Genomic DNA, 25,445 nt, shown 5'->3' with positions numbered 1-25,445 from the left:
AACTAAATCATTTTTCATTCGTATGAAAATTAAATTTTTTATTGCTGTTCTTTTTTCTGTTTTATTCAGTTACGCTCAAGAAACCACAGGAAATGTTGAAGGGAAAATAACAGATAAACAAGGACTTTCAATTCCTTTTGCTTCGGTAATTATAACAGATACAGAAACTAACTTTACTTATGGAACAAGTTCTCAAGAATCTGGTCATTATGTAATTGCTAATATTCCACCAGGAAACACATATAAAATCGAAGTTCATTTTATTGGCTATCATACATATATTAAAACAGGAATTACAATTCAATTAGGAAAAACATTAACTATAGATATTCCTTTACAGGAAGAAAATGCGACATTAGATGAAGTTGTAATTTCTGGAAAATCGAATAGGATAAATCCATCTGTTATTAATACCAAACAATTGTTAAAAACTCCTACAATTAGTAGAAGTGTGCAAGATTTAACACGAAACTTATCTGAAGCCAATTTGAATTCATTTGGAGGAGCAAGCAATAGATTTAATAATTTTAATATTGATGGAATAGCAAGTAACGACGTGGTTGGTTTTCAAGAGCCAGCAAGTGGTGCAGCAGGATCTTCTGCAAATGGAACTCCTGGAAGTTTATCTCGTAGTCAGCCTATTAGTTTCGGAGCAATTAAAGAGCTTTCTGTAAAAACGTCGCCGTTTGATGTAAGCATAGGAAACTTTACAGGAGCTAATATTAACGTGGTTACAAAAAACGGAACAAATACTACAAAAGCCGAAGTATATGGTTATGGAAATAATCAATTACTAATTGGTTCTTTTGCTGATGGAATTGAACAAGAAGTGAATAGTTTTTATGACATTCAGTTTGGTGGTGGCGTTGGTGGAGCCATAAAAAAAGATAAACTATTTTATTATGTAAATGTTGAGCAAGCGTTGAGTAAAACTCCTCTTATCGGAGCTCCGGGTTCTTCAGGATCAAATATTAGTCAGCAAACTGTAATTGATATTGCTGATAAATTAAGAACGGATTATAATTATGATCCTGGTGCTTTTGAAAGCAGTGATATTGAAACTGCTTCTACGAAGATTTTTGCTCGTTTAGATTATAATATTTCAGAAAAACACAAACTTACTTTACGTAACAACTTTGTAAAGAGTTTTGCTGATAATTTAGAATGGAACCAAGCGGTTTTTAATTTTGGAAATCAAGGATACCGACATAATAGTATTCTTAACGGTACAACGCTAGAATTAAACTCTAGCTTGTCTGAAAATACATCTAACATTTTAACTTTAGGCTACACAAAAGTAAAGGAAGATCGTTCGTATGACGGAAGAGTTTTTCCGCATATAGAAATTAACGATTCTTCTAATAGAATTTTTGCCGGAACATATCGAGAAGCTTCTATTTACAATACAAACCTGAACACTTTTCAACTTACCAATAAGTTAACGTATTATAAAAATAATCATACGATTACAAGTGGATTATTATTTCAATACAATGATATTGATTATGGATTTTTAACCGCATGGAACGGACGTTGGGCTTATCGTTCTGTCGATGATTTTTTAAATGATACACCTTCTAGAATTCGTGGAGTATACCACGTTACAAACAATTCTTTTGATTTTGTAAATAATCGTCCTTCAGCAACAATTGATGTTTTGACTTCAGCTTTTTATCTTCAAGATAAAATAAGAATCAGTGATAAATTCTCATTAAACTTAGGTGTTCGATTAGACAATCAGTTATTATTAGATGATTTACCTTTAAGTCCGTTAGTTAGAAACACTCCTGAGTTCAGTAATTTCACAAATCAAATAGAAGTAAATCCGCATATCAATCCAAGAGTAAGTTTTGAATATACGCTAGATGAAGACAAGAAATATAAACTTAGTGGAGGAAGTGGATTATTTACAGGTAGAATTCCGTATTTATGGTTTGCATATGCAGAATATATTTCTGGAACAGATTATTTTAATGTAGATATTCGTCCTAATGGAAATACAGTTCGTTTAGAAGAAAATTTAGGAACACTAGCAGCTCAACAGCCAGGTTTAACAGAAATCAATTTAATTGATAATGATTTTGAATTACCAAGAGAATGGAAAACTCGCTTACATTTTGAAGCAAAACTACCAAGGAAATTTAGATTTACAGCTGAAGCAACTTATACTGATGTTTTAAAAGGAATTTTCTTTCAATCGATAAATAGAAGACAAGAATTTGGCAATTACTCTGGAGCAGATAATCGTTTATTTTATAATGGAACTCGCGTAAACGACAACTTTACAAATGTGTTTTTATTAAGTAATACAAACAAAGGATACCGTTATAATATCAATCTTGGTTTGTATAAAGAAACCGATAATTATTCTGGATTCTTAGGGTATACAAATGGAAAAAGTAAAGAAATATCGAGTACTGTTCGTAATTCTTCTGCTGCAAACTTTGAATGGAATCAGGCTATAAACTCTCATGATCCAGATTTATCGTTTTCTAACTTCGATTTGCGTCATAAATTTGTTTCATCTCACAGTTACAATATCAACTTCAAAAACAAACATCAAATACAACTTTCTGCTTTATACACGGGAACCTCTGGAAGCCCGTATTCTGTAGTGTATCAAGGAGATGTAAACAGAGATGGATCATCTAGAAATGATTTAGTTTATATTCCTGAAAATCAAGGAGAAATTCAATTACAAGATATTACTGATACCAATGGAAATGTGTTGGTTTCTGCACAAGAACAATGGAATCGTTTAGATGCTTTTATTGAGAATAATGATTATTTAAGAGAGAATAGAGGAAGTTACGCAGAGCGAAACGGAGGTAGAACACCTTGGAATCATCAATTAGATGCTAAATTTGTATACAATCTTCCTTTTGAAAATAATTCGAATTTACAAATCAGTTTAGATGTTTTTAATGTTTTAAACTTAATTCATAAAAATTGGGGACGATTAGTTTTTGTTCCTAACGTAGTAAACTCAAATTTCAACTTATTAGAATTTAGAGGTGTTCAGAATAATCAGCCTGTGTATCAATTTACTTTAGATGAAAACGCTACACCTTGGGTTTTAGATGGAATTAATTCTCGCTGGAGAGCACAACTTGGATTAAAATATCAGTTTTAAAGCTGCCAGATAAAGAAATCTTTTCAACTTATAAATAGGAAAACCGCACTTAAAAATGTGGTTTTCCTCATTTTAATATCATTTATTGTTTTTAATTTTAATTGAAATAATTCATGCAACAATATGACTAAACAATTATCTATTGATGACACTTACGAAGAGTTTAAAAAATTTCAAATTGAAATTGAAAAACATATACACAATGACATAAATGAATCAGATACACGTTCAAAATTGATTGATAATTTAATCATTAATGTTCTAGGCTGGAAAGAATCTAATATAAGTAGAGAAGGTAGAGTTGACTCAGGGTATTTCGATTATAAAATTTCTATTCCTGGTTTTCATTTCATTATAGAGGCTAAAAGAAATTTTAAAGAATTTAGCATACCTAAAAACCATAAATTCTTAAAAATAAAATCTTTATTAAAAGAAAATGAAGAAGTAATTACTCAAATAAGAAATTATGCCGGAGATTATGGTGTTAACTATGGCGTTATAACAAATGGAAAACAATACTTAATACTTAAATTATTTAATTCAGATGGCACATCATGGAAAAACAACACATGTCTTGTATTTAATGGTATTGAGGATATAGAAAATCGTTTTATTGAATTTTACGAAACCTTATCTAAGTTCTCTATAACAAACAATGGAGGTTTTATATATGATCTACCTAGTAATTTAGTCGCCAGTCACACTATTTTATCAAAATTACCAGATAAAGAAAAAGAATTAATAAGAAATCCCTTAAGTTCAAAAATAACTCCTATAATAAATAGTGTTTTTGGTGAAATTTTTAGTTCGGAAATTGAAAAAAATGATGATTTTATAAAAAAATGTTTTATTGAAAATAAAGAAATCAAAAAAAACAGAAATGATATAGAACGATTATTTTCAGATCAAGCTCCCAACATAAGTAATATAGTACCTGCAGTAAATACCGTAAATATTCAAAATCAAATAGCAAATGAAATAAATAAAGACAAAATTAATTCTAAAAATTTAACACCTCCAAAACCTATCATAATAATTGGATCTAAGGGAGCAGGTAAATCAACATTCATTAATCATCTTTTTAAATACCAAAAAAAAGAAGATGATTTAAAAAATCATTTAATTGTTTACTTAGACTTAAGAGTTCACTTTAATACTGTAGATGATTTTGAATCTAACTCAATCTGTAATAATATTTTAGAAAATCTATATGAAAAATATGAAGAAATTGATCTTCACTCTTTAAAATCCTTAAAACGTATATATATAAAAGAAATAAATAGAAATGATAGAGGAATCTGGTCTTATGATAAAGAGAATGATCAAAATAACTACCAAAAAAAACTATCTAACTTTTTATCTGAAAAACAAGAAAATCATCAAAATCATCTTGAAAACATTAGTAAGTATTTTATAAGGGAAAGAAGGAAAAGATTAATTATAATAATTGATAATGCTGATCAATTTAAAGATGAAATTCAAGAAAAAATATTCTTATTTGCGCATTCCCTCAACAAAAGAAGTCTTTGTGGGGCAGTTATTAGTTTAAGAGAAGGTTACTATCATAAATGGAGATTTTCTCCTCCTTTTGATGCTTATGAAAGTAATGTTTATCATATAACTGCTCCAAAATATTCTGAAGTTCTTCTAAAAAGACTAGATTATGCTTTAGAGAACATAAGCGTTAAAGACACTGATATTCAAGCAAAAAATGAACAAGGATATAAAATAAAAATTAATAATCAAGCTGTAATTGAATTTTTAACTGGGTTAAAAAATTCAATTTTTTCTTCACAAAACAGTAAAATAATAAACTTTTTAAATCAAACAACATTTCCAAATATCAGAGAAGGATTAAGAGTTTTTAAACTTTTTCTAACTTCAGGACACACAAAAGTTGAAGATTATATTCTTAGGGAAAGATATAGAACTAATAATCAAAATCACAGTTCTATACCTTTTCATGAATTCATCAAATCCATTAGTTTAATAAATAAACATTATTATAATTCTAATAATAGTATAATACAAAATATATTGTTAACTAATGAACAATCGACAGATCATTTTTTAAATTATTATATACTTCAAGAGCTTATAAAGCTACATGAAAAAGAAGGCTCAGGAAGTAAGTTTACTTCAATAGAAGTAATTTATGATTTATTTTCAGACTTTGGCTATTCAATCAAGACAATAACATCATCAATATTAAACCTAATCAATACATCCTTAATTGATACTGATCAAATTACAACTGATACTGTTAGCAGGGAAATCCCCAAGGATTTAAACCTTGCGATAACTTTAAAAGGCTATTATTATATAAAGGAATTGTGTACTAGATTTTGTTATTTTGATCTTATAATACAAGACACACAAATTTATAATGACGATTTTTTTAAAGAGATTAAATCTTTATTTCCTAATTCAAATGAAGATGGAAAAAGAAATTTGGCTAGTAGAGTATCTACACTAAAAGCATTTATTAAATACCTTGAATATTGTGAAGAAAAACAACCAAATAAATTAAAAACATATTTTGGTAGTTTTATTAAACATATAAAACCTAATTTATTTAAAGATATCTATACAATTGAAAAAAAAATGAAGCCAAATTATATTAGTATTAAGAAGCATTATTAATACTAATATAATTTGGCTTCATTACTAACGAACAACTAGCTTCTCTTAGTTTTTCATTACTATTTTTACTGTTATTGTACTGGGGTTTAAAAGTTCTTTATAATCTAAAAATATTCTTAAAAGTGTAACTATCAAAAATGATAGTTATTGATAATGCTGTAAGCTATAAGTAGTTTTGCTATTCAAAACGACATTAAAAATGAAGAAAATAATTATTAGTTTATTCGTTTTATCCTTCATTATTTCTTGTAATCAAACAGAAAAAAAAGAAGTTTCTAAAATTGAGAATCCTACCAATAAAGCTGTACTTAGTTCTGAAATTATTTGGGAAAAATTAAATCCTGCAAGAGGAGATAAAAGTCCACAAGCTGGAACCATTTGGGGAGATCGAAAAGGAAAAGTAGCTACAGGTTTTTTAGCAAAATTTGTTGATGGTTTTTCTTCGCCTCCGCATATTCATAATGTAACTTATAGAGCTGTAGTTATTGAAGGCTTGATTCATAATGATGATCCAGCTGCTGCAAACATGTGGATGCCTAAAGGTTCATTTTGGACACAGCCAAAAGGAGAATCTCATATTACTTCTGCTAAAGGAAATATAAATATTGCATATGTAGAGATTGATCACGGACCTTATTTAGTAAAACCAATAGATCAAGCTTTCGATAATGGAGAAAGACCTGTAAATATTAGCGCCAACAATGTTGTTTGGTTAAATCACACTAAAACAAATTGGATCGATTCTAAAAGTAATGCTGAAATCAGTTTTCTTTGGGAGGGCAAAAACACGAATAAAGCTAAAGGTTTTTTTATAAAACTTCCAAAACAATTTGACGGGAAAATTAAAACAGATGGTACAATTTTACATGCTGTTATTATCAAAGGGAAATTAAATTATACCTTACCTCTAAATCAAGAAATAAAAACATTAGATCCGGGAAGTTATTTTACATCAACTACTAAAGCAGAACATAAAATAACAAATAATGGTGAGGATGACATTATTATTTATGTTAGAACAAATGGAAGTGTATATGTAGAATAATATTAAAATTTTATACTTCAAAAACATCTTTCTAATTTAAGAAAGGCGTTTTTTATGTAAACTATTTCCCTTTTATTCGACTCTACAATTAATTAACTTTGTTTTCTTGAGTATCTTAGTCGTATGGAGAAATATTTAGAAATTATAAAAAATTCTTACACTGGTTATTGGAATTACATAAAACAATCTGTTTTATTTGAATTGAACTGGGAGAATTATTTCTATGGATTAATCTTAATTTCTCTTGTTGTTTGGGCATTAGAAATTGTGTTTCCTTGGCGTAAGAACCAATCTACTTTCAGAAAAGATTTTTGGTTAGATACATTTTACATGTTCTTTAATTTCTTCTTGTTAAACTTAATTGTTCTGATTGCTCTTTCTAATACTGCTTCTGAAGTTTTTAATGATATTTTAGGATTGATAGGTGTTTCGGTAACAGATCTTCAGTTATTCAATATTAATGATTTTCCATACGCACTTCGTTTGTTTGTATTCTTTATTATTATTGATTTTGTTCAATGGTACACACATACATTATTACATAAATATGAATTTTTATGGAACTTTCATAAAGTGCATCATTCTGTAAAACAAATGGGATTTGCAGCTCACTTGCGTTACCATTGGATGGAACCTGTTGTGTACAAATCGATGAAGTACATCCCTTTAGCTATTATGGGTGGATTTACAGCTCAAGATGTTGCTATTGTACATTTCTTTAATATTACAATCGGACACTTAAACCACGCTAATATTAATTGGGATTATGGTGTTTTAAAATACATTTTAAACAATCCTAAAATGCATATTTGGCATCATGTTAAAGAATTACCAGAAGACCGAAAAAACGGTGTAAACTTCGGTATTACATTAAGCATTTGGGACTATATTTTTAAAACAAATTACATTCCGTATTCTGGTAGAGATATTGAAATTGGTTTTGAAGGTGACGAAAAATTCCCAAAAGATTTTCTTGGGCAAGAGTTGTATCCTATAAACCTAAAAAATCATAATGTGAATTCTTAATTACATCTTCTTTTTTAGTTTAATTACAAATCGTTTACCTTTTGCTTCCTTAACTTTTTCGTTGATCAGTTTTACATCAATAAGTTTTTCTTTTGGAATTAAATCTGTTAGAATTTTATAATCTGATTTTAATTTAATTTGATTATTCTTAGTTTTTTTTAATTCAAAAGAATATTGACCTATATCATTTTCACATATTAAGTTTATCTCTTTTTTACCTAAAATTTCTATATCATATGGAAAGTTTAAAAAACACATCATCAAATCAGAATAACCATAATCTAAATAATAACTTAATTCTGAAGAGTTAACATCATTATCTAACTGATTATGATTAATCAGTTTATCCACAGAAATACTTACTAGGCTATCGTTTATAAATGTAATTGCATTATTTAATGTACCCTTAGCTCTAACCTTATAAACAAAAGGAGCTTTTGGACTCAGTGATCTACTTGTTATTGTATCTATATTTATAGTATTATCTACTCCTTGATATTCTGACAAGGCGTTATAAAAATCACTAGCTTCTTGGTCTTGATCTAACATACCGTAAAAACTTCGTAATTCTGTAGATAATCCTCCCGAAATTTTAAAAATTGATTTAAAGGAAGTTTTTTTCTGTTTAACATCTACCTCACTAGAAATTATTTGATTTAGATAATTAATGTTAGCATTCATACCAGGTAACTTAACAGTTTTGATGGATACTGAATCTACCTTAGCTAACTTTAAATTTCTAGAAATAAATTTATCTTTTTTCCTTCTTTTTTTGGTTAAATGTGGTTTTACTAGAATAACATCTGAGTTATAAATAGAAGTAGGTATTTCATTAATTCGATATTGATAAAAATCTTCGTGAGGATATAATAATTTTAATTGTTTATTTTGATCTTCAAAGGCAAAAAATATATGATCAAACTCTCCTCTTCTAATATAATGTTTACTAATAGACCCTAAACGTTTGGTTCTACCAAAAACAGCCCAATACTCTATTTCTAGATCCTCTAATATTTGCCTGTAAAACCTTTTTATACTTAATGGATCAAATCGTTTTTTCTTTAAAAAATAACCACTAGACTTAATTAATTCTTCTTTTCTAGTAGGTTCCATTTTAAAATTATTTACTACTTCAGTATGCAATAAGTTAAATTTGTAATATTTCGAACTATCTTTAGCTTTCCCTACTACTCTTCTCTTCCACCTTTTATAGTATGAAAACTTTTCATAATCTAAAGCAAATGGTTGAGTAACAAAATTAAACTCCTCATTATAAACATCTTTCCAGGTTCTCAATTTTGTATCTTTCTTGTCTATAGAATAATATAGATATGGCTTTTCGCAAGGCAAACAGTTAAATTCATTTTTTTTAATTCCTTTTACCTTATCCATAGAAAACTGAACATAAAACAAAGTGTCATTAGATACCACTGCTGGTTCTGGAAAACCATTATATGATTTGTATCTCAATAATACATCTGGATGAGTTTTTATAGTATACTGAGAATTTATACTAGGTACATCTGTATATAAATCCACATAATTCTTTAAATCGTTCTTTTTTAATCTTTCATAGTATATATAATTCATTTCAATTGTATCTCCTGGCTCTACAGCTGGAATTGGATAATTTATTTCTCCAAATTTCTTTCCTTTAGTAGTACGTTTGAATACCAAACCAGAATCTAATTTAACTTTGGTTCCATCTGCTTTTAGAGTTTTAACCTTAATGCTTTGTAAATGATTACTTTCATATTCACTTAGATTTAAAAAAGCATAATCTTCAACTCCTTTAGATGTATTTATTACTAATTTATTTGTAATAGAAGTGTATTTCTTATATCCAGACCATTCTTTAGCATAAGTAACATCTTTATAAAAAGATGAATAATAAGCATCTGATTTTTCACAAAGAGTAGTGAAAGGATCATTTCCTTTACTTAAAACAGATTTAAAACTATAAAAAAGTAAACATGTGCTTATGACAATTAAACTAACTTTTCTGTTTTTTAAGTATGATAGGTTCATTTATTATTTTTTTAAATAATTTTAAAATGTCGTTTGCTTTACCGACATTTTCTTTATCTATGTAAATATGATTAAGAATAAAATCGTAATTACATTCGATTTCCAATTCTGATATATACTTAATAATTACTTTAAGTGAAATTCCTTTTTCTTTGTAGTTATATATTTTAGACTCGAAATCTTTTATGGGTTCGTTAATTTTTACTTTTGCTCGAACTTTTTTACGAAATGGATTTGCCAAATTAATCCCCTCCATTAATATTTCTCTATTTTCTGTTTCTATAATTCTTGGTAAAAAATCGATAAATAAGTATTTATTTTCTCCATCATCAAAAGACTTACTGCTAATAGATATATCTCCTTTATATTCTAGTTTTTCAACATTTAACAGCTCTAAATTAGAAACAGATTGATTTCTGAAAATTTCTTCATAAAATGTATTTTCAAAATCACGAAGTTCTTCCTCTTTTTTACCCTTAATTCTACGCTTCAAATAATTACCAGAAATCCCATTATATGAAGTATAAAATGTTCCTTTAATATTTGTATTATCTTCCTTTAATTCTAACTGATATAAAATAGTATTCTCTTCTGGAGTAAAGCTTTTTACAGTATGAAAAACACCTCCATTTGAATTCACAATTAAAATTTTACGATCTTGTAAACTCTCTACGGGTGTTCCTTCTCTGTGAATTGAGTCTGTAGGATCTAATAGAATTACTTTTCCATTTATATAAGCTACAGCAATTACGTGATTCGCAGAACTTAAAGACGGAAAATCACAATCACTAATATGATCAAAAGTAGCAGCTAAAGCTATATCACTTTTAATTCCTTTATATCTTAAAGCCTCCGATAAAAAATTTGATAGATCTTTACAATCTCCTTCTTTATTTAAATAAACAGCATTTGCATGAGTTGGAATAAAAGCGCCCATACCTACTTCTATAGCTACATACTTAAAGTTATTTTTAACATAGTTATAAATGATGTTGATAATTTCAGAGGGATCTTCAATGTTAATTGTTAGTTGGTCTATCTTTTGTTTTACCTGATAGTTTAACCCTTTTTTTGAAGCTACTTTTTCTGAATACCAATCGTTAATATAATTAGTAGGCCTATTTTTATAAGAATCTGGAGTGACTATGATTCGCATCAAAGGATTTCTCATATTTTTATAAACACCAAAAAACTGAAAAGGATCTGGTTCTACTTTTTGAGGAACTACTTTAATATTCCATACTGAATTGGTATTTGTTTTAGTAGAATCTATTTTATAGTAAGGAATAGATTCTTTGTAAATTGTATTATGAGCCAACTCAAAATTTTTAGCAACTTTTATTTTATAACTAAGTGTATCTATTTGATTATAAGAAAAAAAAGGCAAACTTGAAAAATACATTAATTCCTTACAACTAACTGAATAAGAAAGTTTAATTTCTTTATCAGCAGGAATCATGACATATTTAATTTTCTTACTTGTAATATACTCTAACTTAGCATCTTCTTCATAGATCTTTTTAATATATATTGGTTTATCTCTTCTCCTTTTCTTGATAAATAGTTTAATATCTGACACTTTTTCTAATTCTGTATCATAAAATATAGGGTAAAAGCGCGGTTTATTACTTTTTTTAAAAAGAATTGAAATATTGTTTATGAAAGAAGAATCTTCTTTGATTTCTATGGTTTCCTTTATAGATTTTAAATGAATATCTTGACTGTAACATTTGAAATCATAGAAAATAAAAAGTAATAAAATTAGAGTACTTAATATCTTTTTCACTTTTGCATATTTTTATTAGTATACAACTATTATAATTAATTGTGTATACTTTTTAATAAAGCACAAAGTTACTCAAAATGTTTTTTAAATAACCTTAGATAATAATTCAAGTTTTAAGTCTAAAAATACTGTCCAATTCCAAAGACTATACCATTAGTTTTATCAGTTAAGCTAATTCCGTAGTCAATTCGAAAAACTGCGTTGTAAATTTTCTTATTGATAAAACGTAAACCAATTCCTGAATACGCTCTAACATTCTCTGTTTTCCAAAAATCTGAAATCTCTCCACCCGGTTGCCTCCAAGTTCCTACATCTAAAAATCCATTTCCCTGAATTGTTAACCATTTTTTGTCATAAAGTGTATGTCTGTATTCTGTGTTATAAACTATACTTGCTGTTCCACGATCTACGATAAAACCAACACCTCTTAAATTGATATTGTTATCTAAGGCAAATGGAGCAAAAGGAGAATCGCTATTAGAAGCAAAACCGATACGCAAACGATTTGCCCAATTTCCTTTCTTTCCTACTCTATCATAGTAGAAAAAATCGTTCCATGCTATTAAAAATTTATCTTGAAAATTATTTTGAGAAGTTACATATTGTAAATAAAGAATACTTTTAAATCCGTTTAGGTAATGGAAGTAATACTCTAGATCTTCATAAGTATATAAAAGTTTATACAAGATCTTATTAACCTTTAAATCTCTAGGAACTTCTGGACTTGTAGCTCCATTTAAATATTGATATTTTTCTTGAAAATAGTTAACTCCAAAAGTTAGATGATGATTAAAATTAATTTGATACAACCCTAATAATTCGGTTGAAATATTGTTGTACAAATAGTTGGCTGTCTGATTATCGAAAAATAAAGGTTCTTCACTTTTCCAGTTCTGATGACTGAAACCTAATCCAAACTTTTTTGAAAATAAATTAGGAGCTCTAACATTAAACGCATATGTATCATGTCCGTTATTCTGATAAAATCCGCCAACTGCGATATTTCTTCCTAAGAAATTATATTCATAAACACCTAATTTATAAGCAAATCTATTATTAGTTGTTGTCCAAAAAGCTAATTCTGGTAAAATCGTTGAGCTTTCTTGAATGTGAAACTCAAGATCACATTTTCCACCTTCGGTATTTGTCTTTAAATAGGCATGTGCAACAGCTGGTAATCGCTTTAAAATAGTAATATCTTGTTCAACTTTTCTAGTATTATATACATCTCCTTTCTTTGTCTCTGTTATCGATTTCAAAAAAGATGCTTTCGTTCTTTTCATTCCTTTAAAAGTAACTGAACGAACTATCATTCCATCTTCTTGAGAGAGCACGGGAAATGTATAAAGTATTAAAAGCAATATGGTTATTAATTTCTTCATTATTACTCTGCGGTAAAATTTTTGTAGGAATAACTATTTACCCAATTATCTAGACTTACACCTAGTACAATAAACTGGTAATCATTTGCTATTTCTAATTTAGGAGGCGTGGTTGGATTTATCGTTAAAACTACATTAGATGTATCATAATAACGGAAAAATCGATCAAAAGTATAAGTTCCTGATACAAAGATGCTGTTTTGCTCTAATAAGACTTGAAAATAAATAGCATCATTTTGTAATTCGCTTTCATTCCAACGAAATTCTGGTGATAAACGAACAGATGTATCAATTGTAACATCAGAATTATATACTGTTGCTTGTTGTGTATGCTTTATTCGTATAGGATTCGATTTATGAATTTTACCTTCGGTTTGGTATGTAACAACCCCCCAAGCATCTTGTAATTCATTTCTTATAAAAACTGAAAGTTTATTTCCAAAAACACCTTTAGTAGGTAAACTTTTAAGTTTATAATTAGAAAAATCATCAGGATTTACATTTGCATTCTCAGTTTCGTAATATTTAAAATCAAAACTTCCTTCTTCAGGAAAATAATATACCAAAACTGCGTCTTCATTGTTACCACTTCCTGCACACGCAATAACTTCATCTAAAACTTTATCTGAATGACTCTGTAAAAAATCACTTAAAATAGTGTTAGATAAATTGGTTGATTTTTCATCTTTACTACATGAAAAAAATAGTATTAAAACAATAAGTATCCACTTACTGTGCATATAATTTCTGAATTAATTTTTCTGCTGGTTTATTCTGAGGTGTAAATCGATTGTTATTTTCTCCTCCAACTTTTTCGTGATCATGAAACCATTTCCATAAGAATCCGCCAGCAAACCAATCTTCATTCCAAAACTGATTATAAATTGCTTGCGTAGCGTTTTCTTGAGCTTTTAAATTTACTTCTCCAGAAATTCTGTTCGAACTCCAAGGTTCTTTACCAGTGTAATTCACACTTCTATATCCGAATTCAGTAAATAAAATAGGTTTATCAAATTTTTGATACAACTCTTTAATTGTTGTTTTATGAGGTTTCCAACCTTGCTCTAACTCTTCAACAGAAGGCGTTTTAGCTTCACTTAAAGGAAAATAGGCATCTACACCAATAAAATCTAATTGATTCCAAAACGGAACTCTTTTAAACTCATCCCAATTTGCTGCATAGGTTAATTTACCTGAATATATTTTTTTTATTTTCTGAATTAAAGAATTCCAATAATTCGGTCTGTTCATTACAAACTTTTCTAACTCAGTACCAATACAAAGAATATCCGCTTTAACTTCTTCAGCAGCTTTCGCATAATCTAAAATAAAAGCACTATAAGAGTTTTCTAAAACTTTCCATTCCTCTTCAGTTTTCATTTCTATATATCCGGTAAATTCGCCTCTCCAAACCCAAATCTGAGGTTTAATCATAAACTTTATTCCTAGTTTTTTAAATTCTTCAGCATATTGTTTTACTCCTTTTTTGGTTTCACCAAACCATTGTCGAGACGAATTATATCGAACTTCTGGAGATGCTAAATCTTTTATAAAACCAAAAGGCATCAACGAAACATAATTCGCTGACGCCTTAACTACGGGTGTTGTATGTTTATCGCTTATTGCTTCCGAAGAAGCAACAAAGCTTAATCCGTTTATTTTTTCTTTCTGACTATTGCAAGAAGTACATAGTACTAAAAATGATACTAGAAAAATTTGCTTGATCTTCATGCATTAAAAATAGCCATTAAATTACACTTTGTCTAAATTCAAGTTTTAAAATAAAGCTCTTATCCCAAAACTATATGTTTCTCCTAAACCTTGAAAATTAAACCCTCTTACTATGTTACTGTATAAAACTTCTAAGTTTATTACATCTGTTAATTGATATTTACCACCAAAACCTAAAGAAGTATTGTCTTGCTCAAAATCTCCAAAACGCTCAGAATGTTGAGCAAAAGCTAAAACTGTAGCTTTTTGAGTTGGAAAATAACTAATAAAAGCTCCTGGAACTATTAAAAAAGTATTGTTAGCAAAACTCTTATCATCTCCAAAACCATATTCAGTATTTAACTCTGTAAATAATTGCCACTTTCCGCTTGGAAATGTGTAATCGTAAAAGAATCTATTTTGAAACGACCATGCTGTTTGATCTAAAAACACTCCATCAGGACTTCCATCATTATTAAAATCAAAAATAGCATCATCAGTTTCATTTTCTAATGTAGGTATATGTAACGAAGATTGAAATGAGAAGTTCCCTACATTTTTAAAAGGTTGAATTTTTACAGAAGGAGCTATTGATGTTAACCCTTTTCTTTCTGTTCCTCTACTATCATTTAAACTAAAAACTGAAAGTGCTTGTCTTCCTCCAATAGTATTTGAACGATATTCTATAATAGCACCTACGTTGATTCTATTATTTTCTGAAATACCTGTGAACACTTCTAGTGTAGATGTAAAAAAGTTTTCTCTTAAAATATCCCTAGAATCTCCATTATTACCACCTGTCTGTTTTGTTTGTGTGTACAAACCATTAAACCATTTTATGTCCCACTGACCTTTATTTAATAGTTTAGATGGAGTAAATACTTGTAAGTTATTTTTCTCTTCTTCCTGATTTTCTTCTTGAGAAAACACAAAAGAGTTAAATGTTAGTAATGCTAAAAGAATTGAAATTCGTTTCATAAATAGTTTTTTTTGATCTTACACTGAGTCGTTTAAAAAAACATGGCATTACATAAAAACCCTAACTCTTTTTCTTATTTAAAACAATTCTAAATTTAGAACAAAAGTAAATTATTATCTTTTCTATCGACATAGTCAATAGCAATTTTCAAAAACATGGAACACATCGTTATTATCGGTAATGGTATTTCTGGCGTTACTGCCGCAAGACATATTCGAAAGCTTTCGGATAAAAAAATTACCATTATCTCTTCAGAAACTGAACATTTTTTCTCTAGAACAGCACTTATGTACATATACATGGGGCATATGAAATTCGAAAACACCAAACCCTACGAAGATTGGTTTTGGAAAAAGAACCGAATCGAATTAAAAAAAGCCTTAGTAGAAAAAATCGATGCTGAAAACAAACAGTTGTTATTGCAAGATGGAAGCTCTTTTTCTTATGATAAATTAATTCTTGCTACTGGTTCTAAGCCAAATAAATTTGGTTGGCCTGGTCAAGATTTAGATGGCGTTATGGGCATGTATCATAAACAAGATTTAGAAAGTTTAGAAAAATATGCTCCGAACAATAAAGTGTGTAAACGTGCTGTAATTGTTGGTGGTGGACTTATTGGTATTGAGCTTGCAGAAATGTTACATAGTAGAAATATCCCTGTAACTTTTTTAGTTCGTGAGGCTAGTTTTTGGAATGGTGTACTACCTGAACAAGAATCTGAAATGATTAATAAAGAAATTTTAGAAAATCATATTGATTTAAGATTAGGTGTAAACTTAAAAGAAATTAAAGCAGACAAAAACGGTAAAGTAAAGTCTATCGTTATTACAGAAACTGGTGAAGAAATTGCTTGTAATGTTGTTGGATTAACTGCTGGTGTTTCCCCAAACATCAACTTTGTAAAAGAGTCTTCTATTGAAACAAATAGAGGAATACTTGTAAATCGCTTTTTAGAAACTAGTGAAAAAGACATTTATGCTATTGGTGATTGTGCTGAGCAACATGAAGCTATTGGACAAAGAAGACCAATAGAAGCTGTTTGGTATACTGGTAGAATGATGGGAGAAACTGTGGCGCAAACTATCTGTGGAAATAAAATTGAATACAAACCTGGACATTGGTTTAATTCAGCAAAATTCATTGATATAGAGTATCAAACTTATGGATGGGTTTGGGCTAAACCAAAAGAAAATGAAGCACGTTTTTTCTGGAAAGATGAGACGGGTAAAAAAGCCATTCATTTAAATTATGATAAGGAAACCCAAGAGTTTATTGGTATTAATACTTTCGGAATTCGACTTAGACATGAATTTTTCGATAAAGTGCTTACCGAGAAAAAAAGTGTATCTCATGTTTTAGAACATTTTAAGGATGCCAATTTTGATCCTGAATTCTTTAAACAACACGAAGAAGCAATTGTATCGCAATTCAATAAAGAAAACGGTACTAATCTTCAAGTAAAAAAGAAAAGTTGGAAACGCATATTTAGTAAGGCATAAAAAAATTAATGAATACCATGAAAGTAATTAAAAATATAGGTTTAGTAATCTCACTTATTGGGTTTGCTATTTTTACAGCAAGTATGTTTACAGGAACTAATAAAGTTTCTGAAGAAACATTTAATACTTGGGCTTCACAGAAAGTTAAAAGTGAAGTTTTTATTGAAAAAGCGAAACAAGAAATTGTTGGTAAAGAACTTAGTGCTGCTCAATTGTCTTCTAAAATTGTTGATATCGCTAAACAATCTAACGAATATCATAAAAGTCAAAAGGAAATCGCTTGGGATAAAATCATCTGGATAAAATGGAATAAAACATATAAAGATTTTGTTTATCCATTAGTTAGGTCTTCTGCAACTGGATGGGTTGTTCAAAACCAAGGATTATTTTTCTTTTTAACCTTTGGATTAGCCATTTTAGGTGGGTTATTATTCTTTGGAGCTGATTATAAGCTACTAGGACCTGCAGGAATAAAAAACAATGGAATTTTCCAACATTCTGCAACCAATAGAGGTGTTTTAGGAATGATAGCTTTCGTATATTTCGTAGGGTTTTATATGCTTTTGTATTTCTTCCCAAATTACTTAATCAACCCTATTTTATCTGTAAATCCAATCAAGCAAGCTTTAAATGGTAATGCTTCAGATCAATGGTTTTTATATGGATTCATGTATTGTTCTGTAATGACGGTTTTTGCCATCAGAATGTTTATCAAATACAGACATAACAATTATCAAATCGTAAGAACTACTGTCGTATTATTTTTCCAAATTGCATTTGCTTTCTTAATTCCCGAAATTTTAGTTGCATTTAACAAACCTTGGTTTGATTTTAAAAATGCTTGGCCTTTAAATTACACGTTCTTCTTCGACTGGAATATTAATAGTTTAATAGAGAACGGGAACTTAGGAATCTTCATGTTAGTATGGGGAATCATTTTAACCTTAGTGATTGTTCCTGTAATGGTATATTTCTATGGAAAAAGATGGTATTGTTCATGGGTTTGTGGTTGTGGTGGTTTAGCCGAAACTTTAGGAGATCCATATAGACAATTATCTAGTAAGTCTTTATTTTCATGGAAAGTTGAACGTTGGTTAATTCATGGAGTTTTAGTTTTTGCTACGGTAATGACAGCATTAACATTGTACACATATTTTGCAGAAATGGAAACTTGGAAAGAATTAGCTTTTGGTCTTTCTGTATACGATGTACAAAGTTCATATGGATTCTTAATTGGTTCTATTTTCTCTGGAGTTATTGGAACAGGATTCTATCCTATTTTAGGAAACCGTGTTTGGTGTCGTTTTGGTTGTCCTTTAGCTGCTTACATGGGATTAGTACAACGTTTCAAATCACGTTTCAGAATTACAACTAACGGTGGACAGTGTATTTCTTGTGGTAATTGTTCTACCTACTGTGAACAAGGAATAGACGTTAGGTCTTATGCTCAAAAAGGGGAAAATATAGTTCGTTCTAGTTGTGTTGGTTGTGGTGTGTGTTCAGCTGTTTGTCCTAGAGGAGTTTTAAAATTAGAAAACGGACCAGAAGATGGAAGAATTAATCCAACACAAGTATTGTTAGGTAATGATGTAGATTTGATAAAATTAATGAATGAAAAATAAGTTTTTATTATTCTTTTTATTGATTGGCTTCTTAGGAATTGCTCAAAAAGTATATCAAAAAAAGTATTATTCAGACGGTTCTATTAAAGAAGAAGGCTGGATGAAAGATAACTTAAGACATGCCTATTGGAAATTTTATCATCCTAATGGAGAAATCAAAGAAAAAGGACATTACAGTAAGGGCTTAAAAGATAAATATTGGTATTTTTACCGCGATAATGCTTCTAAATTAAAAGAAGGACATTATGTAAATGGTATGCAAAATAAATGGTGGCTTTATTATGATGATAAAGGTACTGTAGAACATAAATGTCAATTAAAAAATGATATTAAAAATGGATACTGTTTAATTTACCAAAAAAGTAAATTAATTAAAGCTTCTAAATTCGTGAATGGTAAAAAAGTAAAAGAGTGGACGGATTTCTCTTCTTTCAAGAGAGAAAATAATCTTAATGATTTAAAGTAATGAAGCAGTCATTAATTAGAGTAATTATACCTGCATATAACGAACAAGATTCTATTCCTAAAGTAATTCATGATATTCCTGATATTGTAGAGGAAGTAATTGTTGTAAATAATAATTCAACAGACAACACTCCTGAAAATGCAAAAAAAGCAGGCGCTACAGTTTTATCTGAAGAAAGAAAAGGATATGGTTATGCTTGTTTAAAAGGAATAAATTATATCACATCAAATAATCTAGAGACTGATATCGTTGTGTTTTTAGATGGCGATTATTCGGATTACCCAGAACAACTTGTTGAAATTGTGAACCCAATTCTTAATAAAAATATTGATTTTGTAATTGGTTCTCGAGTTAAACGACTACGTGAAAGTGGTGCCATGACTCCACAACAAGTTTTCGGTAATTGGTTAGCTACTTTTTTAATGAAAGTGTTTTTTAATGCTAAGTTCACAGACTTGGGACCTTTTAGAGCAATAAAGTTTGATAAACTTTTAGCCCTTAATATGGAAGATAAAACATATGGTTGGACAGTAGAAATGCAATTAAAGGCAATTAAAAGGAAATATTCTTACGTAGAAATTCCTGTGAAATATAGAAACAGAATTGGTGTATCTAAAGTTTCTGGTACAATAAAAGGAACTATATTAGCAGGCGTAAAAATATTAAGTTGGATTTTTAAATACAGTTTTAAATAATGATACTTGAATACATCATTATAGGTTTATATAGTATATCTTTATTATTAGTTTTTTTATATGCTATTGCTCAGTTAAATTTATTATTTAACTACCTATCTTCAAAAAAGAAAGTTGATAACTCACCAAAATTTGACTTAACAAATGAAGATGAAGTTCCTTTCATCACCATTCAACTTCCAGTATATAATGAACTTTATGTAATGGAAAGGTTATTAGATAACATTGCATTAATTCAATATCCTAAAGACAAACTGGAAATCCAAGTTTTAGATGACTCTACTGACGAATCTGTAGCATCAACAGCTGCTCAAATAAAAAAACTTCAAGAAACTGGGTTAGACATTCAACATATTCGTAGAGAGAATAGAACTGGTTTTAAAGCTGGTGCTTTAAAGGAAGGCTTAAAGTTTGCCAAAGGTGAGTTTATAGCCATTTTTGATGCTGATTTTTTACCTAAACCATGTTGGCTAGAAAAAACTGTTCCTTATTTTAAGGATCCTGAAATTGGTGTAGTTCAAACTCGTTGGGGACATATCAACAGAGATTATTCAACTCTTACCAAAGTACAGGCTTTTGCTTTAGATGCGCATTTCTCTTTAGAACAAGTTGGTCGAAATAGCAAAGGACATTTCATCAATTTTAATGGAACTGCTGGTATTTGGCGTAAAGAATGTATTATCGACGCAGGAAACTGGGAAGGTGATACACTTACAGAAGATTTAGATCTAAGCTATAGAGCACAGTTAAAAAAATGGAAATTTAAATATTTAGAAGATGTTGTAACTCCAGCAGAATTGCCAGTTGTAATTAGCGCTGCTAGATCTCAACAATTTAGATGGAACAAAGGTGGTGCAGAAAATTTCCAAAAAATGATGGCTAGAATTATTACTAGTAAAAACATTAATCTAAAAACTAAAGTACACAGTATTCTTCACTTATTAAATAGCTCGATGTTTACATGTGTGTTCTTAATGGGAATTTTAAGTATTCCTATGTTATATATTAAAAACAAATACGGACACTTAGAGTTATACTTTTGGGTAATGAGTTTCTTTGTTACAAGTACGCTTATTTTCTTTGTTTGTTATTGGTTTATGTATAAAAACTCTTTTGGTGGAGGTTTAAAGAATTTTATAAAATATATTGGTGCATTTTTTACTTTCTTTTCTATAGCTATGGGATTCTCTTTACACAATACTATTGCGGTTATAGAGGGACACATAGGTAAGAAAAGTGAGTTTGTAAGAACGCCAAAATTTAACATTAAAACATTAGCAGATAGCTGGAAGAATAATAAATATATCAAGAAACGCCCGTCTTTAAATGTAATTATAGAAGGATTACTTGTACTATATTTTGCTTTCGGTTTGTTTAGTGCTTTTACAGTTGGTGATGGTGATGGCGACTTTGGGCTTTTCCCTTTCCATTTGATGCTATTCATTGGTTTTGGGTATGTATTCTTTAAATCAGTATTTTCTAAAGCATAAATGAATTTTCTAAAAAGAAATTCAACGATATTATTAGTTGCACTTTTTTCTAGTGTACTATATTATTTTTTCGCTTATCATACTGTAAGAACTCAATTTACACAAGTTGTTACAATTTGGTTATTATTGTTTTCAGGATACTATTTACTTACAAAAAAAACAAAAATACCTACGAATTACTATTTGGCAATAGCCATAGTATTTCGTTTGATATTTATTGCTACAATTCCCAATTTATCTCAAGATTTTTATCGTTTTATTTGGGATGGAAGAATGATTTTTGAAGGATTTAATCCATACATTTCTTTACCTGAAGTTTTTATAAATGAAGGAAATTATCCCATAAAGCAAGCAACAGAGCTTTATGCTGGTATGGGAGCCATGAATGGAAGTCATTTTACAAACTATCCACCAATAAATCAATTGTGCTTTTACATTGCAGCCTTACTATCTAATGAATCAATTTTAGGCGCAGCTATAGTAATGAGAGTTATTATTATTCTAGCTGATATTGGAATATTTTATTTCGGATACAAGCTCTTAAAAAATCTGAATAAAAATCCTAATTTAATTTTCTTGTATCTTTTAAATCCTTTTATAATTATTGAACTCACAGGAAATTTACATTTTGAACCTGTTATGCTATTCTTTTTTGTTTGGGCTTTATATAATCTTCAGAAAAAAAATTGGATTCTATCAGCATTTTTAATTGCATTTTCAATCAATGTGAAATTGATACCACTTATTTTCTTACCATTATTCTTCTTTTGGTTTATAAAGAAAGAAAACAACATAGAATGGAATCAGTTTGGTAAACTAATTTTATTTTACAGCATCATAGTACTAATGTCTATCGCTTTATTTGTTCCATTTTTTTCAAATGAATTGATAGATAGTTACACTAACTCTATTGGTTTATGGTTCCGTAATTTTGAATTTAACGCTAGTTTCTACTATGTTTTTAGAGAGATTGGCTATATGTTTAGAGGCTATAATGAAATTGCCACAATAGGCAAAATAACACCGGTTTTAACCATTCTTTTTTTAGCATATCTAACTTTCTTTAAACGTAATAATTTATTTGAGACATTAGCTACATCTATGTTATTTGGGCTTTCGTTCTACTATTTCACAACAACAACAATGCATCCTTGGTATTTAGCTACGTTAATAGTCATGTCTATTTTCACTAAATATAGATTTCCATTACTATGGTCTATAGTAATCATTTTAAGTTACCAAGCTTATGCTAATACCCCATGGAAAGAAAATTTATGGTTTGTTTTTGCTGAGTATTTGGTAGTATATTTATTTATGTTTTATGAAATAAAAACCCACTCACGTCTGAGTGGGAAAAATTGCTATGAAAAAGAAAAAGAAAGTGGTTTATAACCACATAACAAATATAAAGTTAATTATGTTTTGTCCAAAATAAATTAACATTTTATTGTTAAAATTTTAACACAAAATTTTCTCCATCAATAATTTACAATACTGAAAATTTTTAATAAAGAATTTTACATCTATTTAAAATATAAAAAAGGTCCAATTAAAATTGGACCTTTTCTTATTATTCTACCATAAAGCTTATTGGTAGTGTGTATCTGACTTTTGCTGGTTCATTGTTTAGCATTCCTGGTTTAAACTTTGGTATTTTTTTAATAATTCTATTTGTTTCTTTTTTAAGCCTAGGATGTGGTGCTCTAATTACTATATCTGTTATTAATCCACTTTTATCAATTACAAATTGAGTTACAATTCTTTTTTTACCGCTTTGCAAACCTAATTCGTTGGCTAAATCAGTATTGAAATGACGTTGTACTAAACGTTTCATTTTCTTTTCAAAACAAACTCTGGCTTCACTTTCAGATAGACCTTCACACCCTTTAAAAACAGGAGCTATTTGCACAAACTTCATTGAGACTGGTTCATCTTCTTTTTTAACTACATCTTCTTCAATAATTTCTATGATATCATCATCATTAACTTCAACTATGTCTTCATCACTATCTATAACTTGTTCAATAATCTCTTGATCATTATCTACAACCTTTGGTTGATCAAATACAACTGGTTTTTTAGCAGGCTTTTTAACAGGTTGTTCTACTTTTTCTACTCTTTTAATAAGAACGGGAATTTGTTCAAAAACTATTGGCTTAGAATTTTCATCATCATACTTTGTAGCCTCCTCTTTTTTTACTTCAGATTTATGCTCTAAGGTTACAAAAACAATAAAAAGAACGGCTACTAAGCCTAATTGCATAAAAATTGTTGAGAATTTTTCTAGCTGCTTTTTTGGATTTTTTTTAAACTTTTTCATGTTATTAGTTTTTAAATTGATACTTAAAAACACCAAAAAACATGCCATAAAAAAAGCAACCTTAAAGGTTGCTTTCATAATTTATCTATAGTATAAACTATTCTACGTTGAATGTAATTGGTAAAGTATACCCTACACGTACTGGTTTACCTCTTTGTCTACCAGGAACCATCTTAGGCAACTTCTTTGCAATTCTTTCAGCTTCCTTCTTTAATCTTGGATGCGGAGCTCTTGCATTAACGCTAGTAATTGTACCATCTTTATCAATTTTAAACTGAACAAAGATTCTTTTCTTACCTGGTGCTAAACCTAATTCATTGGCTAATTCAGCATCAAAGTGTCTTTGAACATGCTTACGCATTTTCTTGTTAAGACAATCTTTCTTTTGTTGATTACTTCCTTTACAACCTGGAAATACTGGTACTTCTTCAATAATAGAAAAAGGTACATCCTCAACAACTTCCTCTACCTCTTCAATCTCTTCGATTTCTTCTACTTCTACAGCTTCAGATTCATCAGTTTCAGTAGACTCGATTACAGTTTCTTCTATTTCCTCTTCGTCTTCAACTACCTCAATTCTCTCAGGTGTTGGTGGTGGCGGTGGTGGCGGTGGTGGCGGTGGCGGTGGTGGTGCGTTAATAACTAACGTCTCTTCTTCTACATCAGAACCAAGATCCGCACTTCCTAAATCACCATATTCCTTTTCGTAGGTTTTATGCTCTATAGCTACATAGGTAACAAATAAAGCCAAAACCAAACCAAGTTGAATGAACAACTTACTATAGTTCTCAAGGTTAAATTTTGGATTTTTCTTTATTTCCATCCTTTTAGTTTTTTCTGGTTTGCTAATTTAGTTAAATTCTTTGGACTTTTACAAGCTATTTAACATATTGATTAGATTTTTTTCAATTCTGCTAAAAAATAACAAACCTATTAGTACTCCTACAGTATTTGCTAACATATCTAGATATTCAAATGATCTGTAGTCTGTTAAATTCGATTGAAGGAACTCCATTAGAATTCCAAATGCGATACATAAAATTACAACTACTTTTTTCTTTTCTTTTCTAATAAAAACTAATAACCAAACTACGGTTAGTGAAAAGTAAGCTAAGGCATGATAAAGCTTATCGATATTGCTAAGACTTATAACTTTTCCTTTTAAATTAGCTAAGCTTAAGTATGTAATTACTAATGTTAATAATATCGCTATATATATCGACTTATCCTTTAATAAGCTCTTGATAAGCTTCTGCATCTAACAATCCTTCTATTTGGCTAGTATCAGAAATTTTTACTTTAATCATCCATCCTGCTCCATAAGGATCAGAATTTACTAATTCTGGCTCGTCTTCTAATGTTTCGTTAAATTCAATCACTTCACCTGTTAAAGGCATGAAAAGGTCTGAAACAGTTTTTACAGCTTCAACAGAACCAAAAACTTCTTCTATTTCTACTGTATCATCTAAAGTATCTACGTCAACGTAAACGATATCACCTAATTCACTTTGAGCGAAATCTGTGATCCCAATTGTTGCTACATCACCATCAACCTTAATCCATTCATGGTCTTTTGTGTACTTTAATTCTGCTGGAATATTCATTGTAATGTTGTTTTATA

General features: G+C 29.2%; 20 protein-coding genes. 10 read left to right on the top strand and 10 right to left on the bottom strand.

Annotated features, from left to right (window positions below; all coding sequences use genetic code 11):
• The first annotated feature begins 22 nt into the window (after positions 1-22).
• The 4 genes from Q1A46_RS00680 (at position 23) to Q1A46_RS00665 (ending at position 7,847) form a co-directional block, all read left to right on the top strand.
• A complete protein-coding gene (locus tag Q1A46_RS00680; RefSeq protein WP_299672874.1) occupies positions 23-3,133 on the top strand; it encodes a TonB-dependent receptor in 3,111 nt (1,036 codons plus the stop codon).
• Positions 3,134-3,256: 123 nt separating this feature from the next.
• On the top strand, positions 3,257-5,776 hold the full coding sequence (locus Q1A46_RS00675) for a P-loop NTPase fold protein (protein ID WP_299672871.1): 2,520 nt from the start codon (positions 3,257-3,259) through the stop codon (positions 5,774-5,776).
• Between the two features lie 199 nt (positions 5,777-5,975).
• Positions 5,976-6,821 (top strand): DUF4437 domain-containing protein, encoded by an 846-nt coding sequence (locus tag Q1A46_RS00670; protein WP_299672869.1) that lies wholly within the window; start codon positions 5,976-5,978, stop codon positions 6,819-6,821.
• 123 nt (positions 6,822-6,944) lie between these two features.
• On the top strand, positions 6,945-7,847 hold the full coding sequence (locus Q1A46_RS00665; RefSeq protein WP_299672865.1) for a sterol desaturase family protein: 903 nt from the start codon (positions 6,945-6,947) through the stop codon (positions 7,845-7,847).
• On the opposite strand, the gene Q1A46_RS00660 is transcribed toward Q1A46_RS00665, so the two are convergent.
• The 6 genes from Q1A46_RS00660 to Q1A46_RS00635 all read right to left on the bottom strand — a co-directional run bounded on the left by Q1A46_RS00660 (position 7,848) and on the right by Q1A46_RS00635 (position 15,731).
• Positions 7,848-9,875, bottom strand: a complete 2,028-nt coding sequence (locus tag Q1A46_RS00660) for a DUF3857 domain-containing protein (protein ID WP_299672862.1) — start codon at positions 9,873-9,875, stop codon at positions 7,848-7,850.
• A complete protein-coding gene (locus Q1A46_RS00655) occupies positions 9,841-11,661 on the bottom strand; it encodes a transglutaminase family protein (protein ID WP_299672859.1) in 1,821 nt (606 codons plus the stop codon). Before Q1A46_RS00655 ends, Q1A46_RS00660 begins: the two co-directional genes overlap by 35 nt.
• 119 nt (positions 11,662-11,780) lie before the next feature.
• Entirely contained in the window at positions 11,781-13,043 is a 1,263-nt protein-coding gene (locus tag Q1A46_RS00650; RefSeq protein WP_299672856.1) for a POTRA domain-containing protein, read from the bottom strand.
• A 2-nt stretch (positions 13,044-13,045) separates the two neighbouring features.
• Positions 13,046-13,783, bottom strand: a complete 738-nt coding sequence (locus Q1A46_RS00645; protein WP_299672853.1) for a hypothetical protein — start codon at positions 13,781-13,783, stop codon at positions 13,046-13,048.
• The gene (locus Q1A46_RS00640) at positions 13,773-14,774 is read right to left on the bottom strand and encodes a glycoside hydrolase (protein ID WP_299672850.1); all 1,002 of its coding nucleotides are present in this window, start codon (positions 14,772-14,774) and stop codon (positions 13,773-13,775) included. Before Q1A46_RS00640 ends, Q1A46_RS00645 begins: the two co-directional genes overlap by 11 nt.
• A gap of 45 nt (positions 14,775-14,819) precedes the next feature.
• The gene (locus tag Q1A46_RS00635) at positions 14,820-15,731 is read right to left on the bottom strand and encodes a hypothetical protein (RefSeq protein ID WP_299672847.1); all 912 of its coding nucleotides are present in this window, start codon (positions 15,729-15,731) and stop codon (positions 14,820-14,822) included.
• A gap of 156 nt (positions 15,732-15,887) precedes the next feature.
• Between Q1A46_RS00635 and Q1A46_RS00630 the strand changes: the two genes are divergently transcribed.
• Genes Q1A46_RS00630 through Q1A46_RS00605 form a run of 6 tightly spaced genes read left to right on the top strand, consistent with a single transcriptional unit; the run spans position 15,888 to position 22,896 of the window.
• On the top strand, positions 15,888-17,231 hold the full coding sequence (locus tag Q1A46_RS00630) for an NAD(P)/FAD-dependent oxidoreductase (RefSeq protein ID WP_299672845.1): 1,344 nt from the start codon (positions 15,888-15,890) through the stop codon (positions 17,229-17,231).
• A 17-nt stretch (positions 17,232-17,248) separates the two neighbouring features.
• Entirely contained in the window at positions 17,249-18,853 is a 1,605-nt protein-coding gene (locus Q1A46_RS00625; RefSeq protein WP_299672842.1) for a 4Fe-4S dicluster domain-containing protein, read from the top strand.
• Positions 18,843-19,319 (top strand): toxin-antitoxin system YwqK family antitoxin, encoded by a 477-nt coding sequence (locus tag Q1A46_RS00620; RefSeq protein ID WP_299672839.1) that lies wholly within the window; start codon positions 18,843-18,845, stop codon positions 19,317-19,319. The genes Q1A46_RS00625 and Q1A46_RS00620 overlap by 11 nt, the downstream gene beginning before the upstream one ends.
• Positions 19,319-20,014 carry a glycosyltransferase family 2 protein gene (locus tag Q1A46_RS00615; RefSeq protein ID WP_299672836.1) on the top strand — a complete coding sequence of 232 codons (696 nt, stop codon included), beginning with the start codon at positions 19,319-19,321 and terminating at the stop codon, positions 20,012-20,014. The genes Q1A46_RS00620 and Q1A46_RS00615 overlap by 1 nt, the downstream gene beginning before the upstream one ends.
• Positions 20,014-21,504 carry a cellulose synthase family protein gene (locus tag Q1A46_RS00610; protein WP_299672832.1) on the top strand — a complete coding sequence of 497 codons (1,491 nt, stop codon included), beginning with the start codon at positions 20,014-20,016 and terminating at the stop codon, positions 21,502-21,504. The genes Q1A46_RS00615 and Q1A46_RS00610 overlap by 1 nt, the downstream gene beginning before the upstream one ends.
• Positions 21,505-22,896, top strand: a complete 1,392-nt coding sequence (locus Q1A46_RS00605; RefSeq protein WP_299672829.1) for a glycosyltransferase 87 family protein — start codon at positions 21,505-21,507, stop codon at positions 22,894-22,896. It abuts the gene before it with no gap.
• Between the two features lie 178 nt (positions 22,897-23,074).
• On the opposite strand, the gene Q1A46_RS00600 is transcribed toward Q1A46_RS00605, so the two are convergent.
• The 4 genes from Q1A46_RS00600 to gcvH form a co-directional block, all read right to left on the bottom strand.
• Entirely contained in the window at positions 23,075-23,824 is a 750-nt protein-coding gene (locus Q1A46_RS00600) for an energy transducer TonB (protein WP_299672826.1), read from the bottom strand.
• 97 nt (positions 23,825-23,921) lie between these two features.
• On the bottom strand, positions 23,922-24,647 hold the full coding sequence (locus Q1A46_RS00595; protein WP_299672823.1) for an energy transducer TonB: 726 nt from the start codon (positions 24,645-24,647) through the stop codon (positions 23,922-23,924).
• 48 nt (positions 24,648-24,695) lie between these two features.
• Positions 24,696-25,082 carry a VanZ family protein gene (locus Q1A46_RS00590; protein WP_299672820.1) on the bottom strand — a complete coding sequence of 129 codons (387 nt, stop codon included), beginning with the start codon at positions 25,080-25,082 and terminating at the stop codon, positions 24,696-24,698.
• A complete protein-coding gene (gene gcvH / locus Q1A46_RS00585) occupies positions 25,048-25,428 on the bottom strand; it encodes a glycine cleavage system protein GcvH (protein WP_299672817.1) in 381 nt (126 codons plus the stop codon). Before gcvH ends, Q1A46_RS00590 begins: the two co-directional genes overlap by 35 nt.
• Positions 25,429-25,445: the final 17 nt, after the last annotated feature.

The organism is uncultured Tenacibaculum sp. (assembly GCF_947502995.1).
In the GTDB taxonomy this organism is placed as follows: Bacteria; Bacteroidota; Bacteroidia; order Flavobacteriales; family Flavobacteriaceae; genus Polaribacter.
This window is presented reverse-complemented; position numbering and strand designations above follow the sequence as displayed.

What these genes read in the sequence shown, in the direction of transcription:
- Q1A46_RS00665 (WP_299672865.1), top strand. Translation starts at nt 6,945, where the DNA reads ATGGAGAAATATTTAGAAATTATAAAAAATTCTTACACTGGTTATTGG.
- Q1A46_RS00625 (WP_299672842.1), top strand. Translation starts at nt 17,249, where the DNA reads ATGAAAGTAATTAAAAATATAGGTTTAGTAATCTCACTTATTGGGTTT.
- Q1A46_RS00645 (WP_299672853.1), bottom strand. Translation starts at nt 13,783, where the DNA reads ATGCACAGTAAGTGGATACTTATTGTTTTAATACTATTTTTTTCATGT.
- Q1A46_RS00640 (WP_299672850.1), bottom strand. Translation starts at nt 14,774, where the DNA reads ATGAAGATCAAGCAAATTTTTCTAGTATCATTTTTAGTACTATGTACT.
- Q1A46_RS00595 (WP_299672823.1), bottom strand. Translation starts at nt 24,647, where the DNA reads ATGGAAATAAAGAAAAATCCAAAATTTAACCTTGAGAACTATAGTAAG.
- Q1A46_RS00610 (WP_299672832.1), top strand. Translation starts at nt 20,014, where the DNA reads ATGATACTTGAATACATCATTATAGGTTTATATAGTATATCTTTATTA.
- Q1A46_RS00615 (WP_299672836.1), top strand. Translation starts at nt 19,319, where the DNA reads ATGAAGCAGTCATTAATTAGAGTAATTATACCTGCATATAACGAACAA.
- Q1A46_RS00670 (WP_299672869.1), top strand. Translation starts at nt 5,976, where the DNA reads ATGAAGAAAATAATTATTAGTTTATTCGTTTTATCCTTCATTATTTCT.
- Q1A46_RS00680 (WP_299672874.1), top strand. Translation starts at nt 23, where the DNA reads ATGAAAATTAAATTTTTTATTGCTGTTCTTTTTTCTGTTTTATTCAGT.
- Q1A46_RS00605 (WP_299672829.1), top strand. Translation starts at nt 21,505, where the DNA reads ATGAATTTTCTAAAAAGAAATTCAACGATATTATTAGTTGCACTTTTT.
- Q1A46_RS00590 (WP_299672820.1), bottom strand. Translation starts at nt 25,082, where the DNA reads ATGCAGAAGCTTATCAAGAGCTTATTAAAGGATAAGTCGATATATATA.
- Q1A46_RS00675 (WP_299672871.1), top strand. Translation starts at nt 3,257, where the DNA reads ATGACTAAACAATTATCTATTGATGACACTTACGAAGAGTTTAAAAAA.
- Q1A46_RS00635 (WP_299672847.1), bottom strand. Translation starts at nt 15,731, where the DNA reads ATGAAACGAATTTCAATTCTTTTAGCATTACTAACATTTAACTCTTTT.
- Q1A46_RS00650 (WP_299672856.1), bottom strand. Translation starts at nt 13,043, where the DNA reads ATGAAGAAATTAATAACCATATTGCTTTTAATACTTTATACATTTCCC.
- Q1A46_RS00630 (WP_299672845.1), top strand. Translation starts at nt 15,888, where the DNA reads ATGGAACACATCGTTATTATCGGTAATGGTATTTCTGGCGTTACTGCC.
- gcvH (WP_299672817.1), bottom strand. Translation starts at nt 25,428, where the DNA reads ATGAATATTCCAGCAGAATTAAAGTACACAAAAGACCATGAATGGATT.
- Q1A46_RS00660 (WP_299672862.1), bottom strand. Translation starts at nt 9,875, where the DNA reads ATGAACCTATCATACTTAAAAAACAGAAAAGTTAGTTTAATTGTCATA.
- Q1A46_RS00620 (WP_299672839.1), top strand. Translation starts at nt 18,843, where the DNA reads ATGAAAAATAAGTTTTTATTATTCTTTTTATTGATTGGCTTCTTAGGA.
- Q1A46_RS00600 (WP_299672826.1), bottom strand. Translation starts at nt 23,824, where the DNA reads ATGAAAAAGTTTAAAAAAAATCCAAAAAAGCAGCTAGAAAAATTCTCA.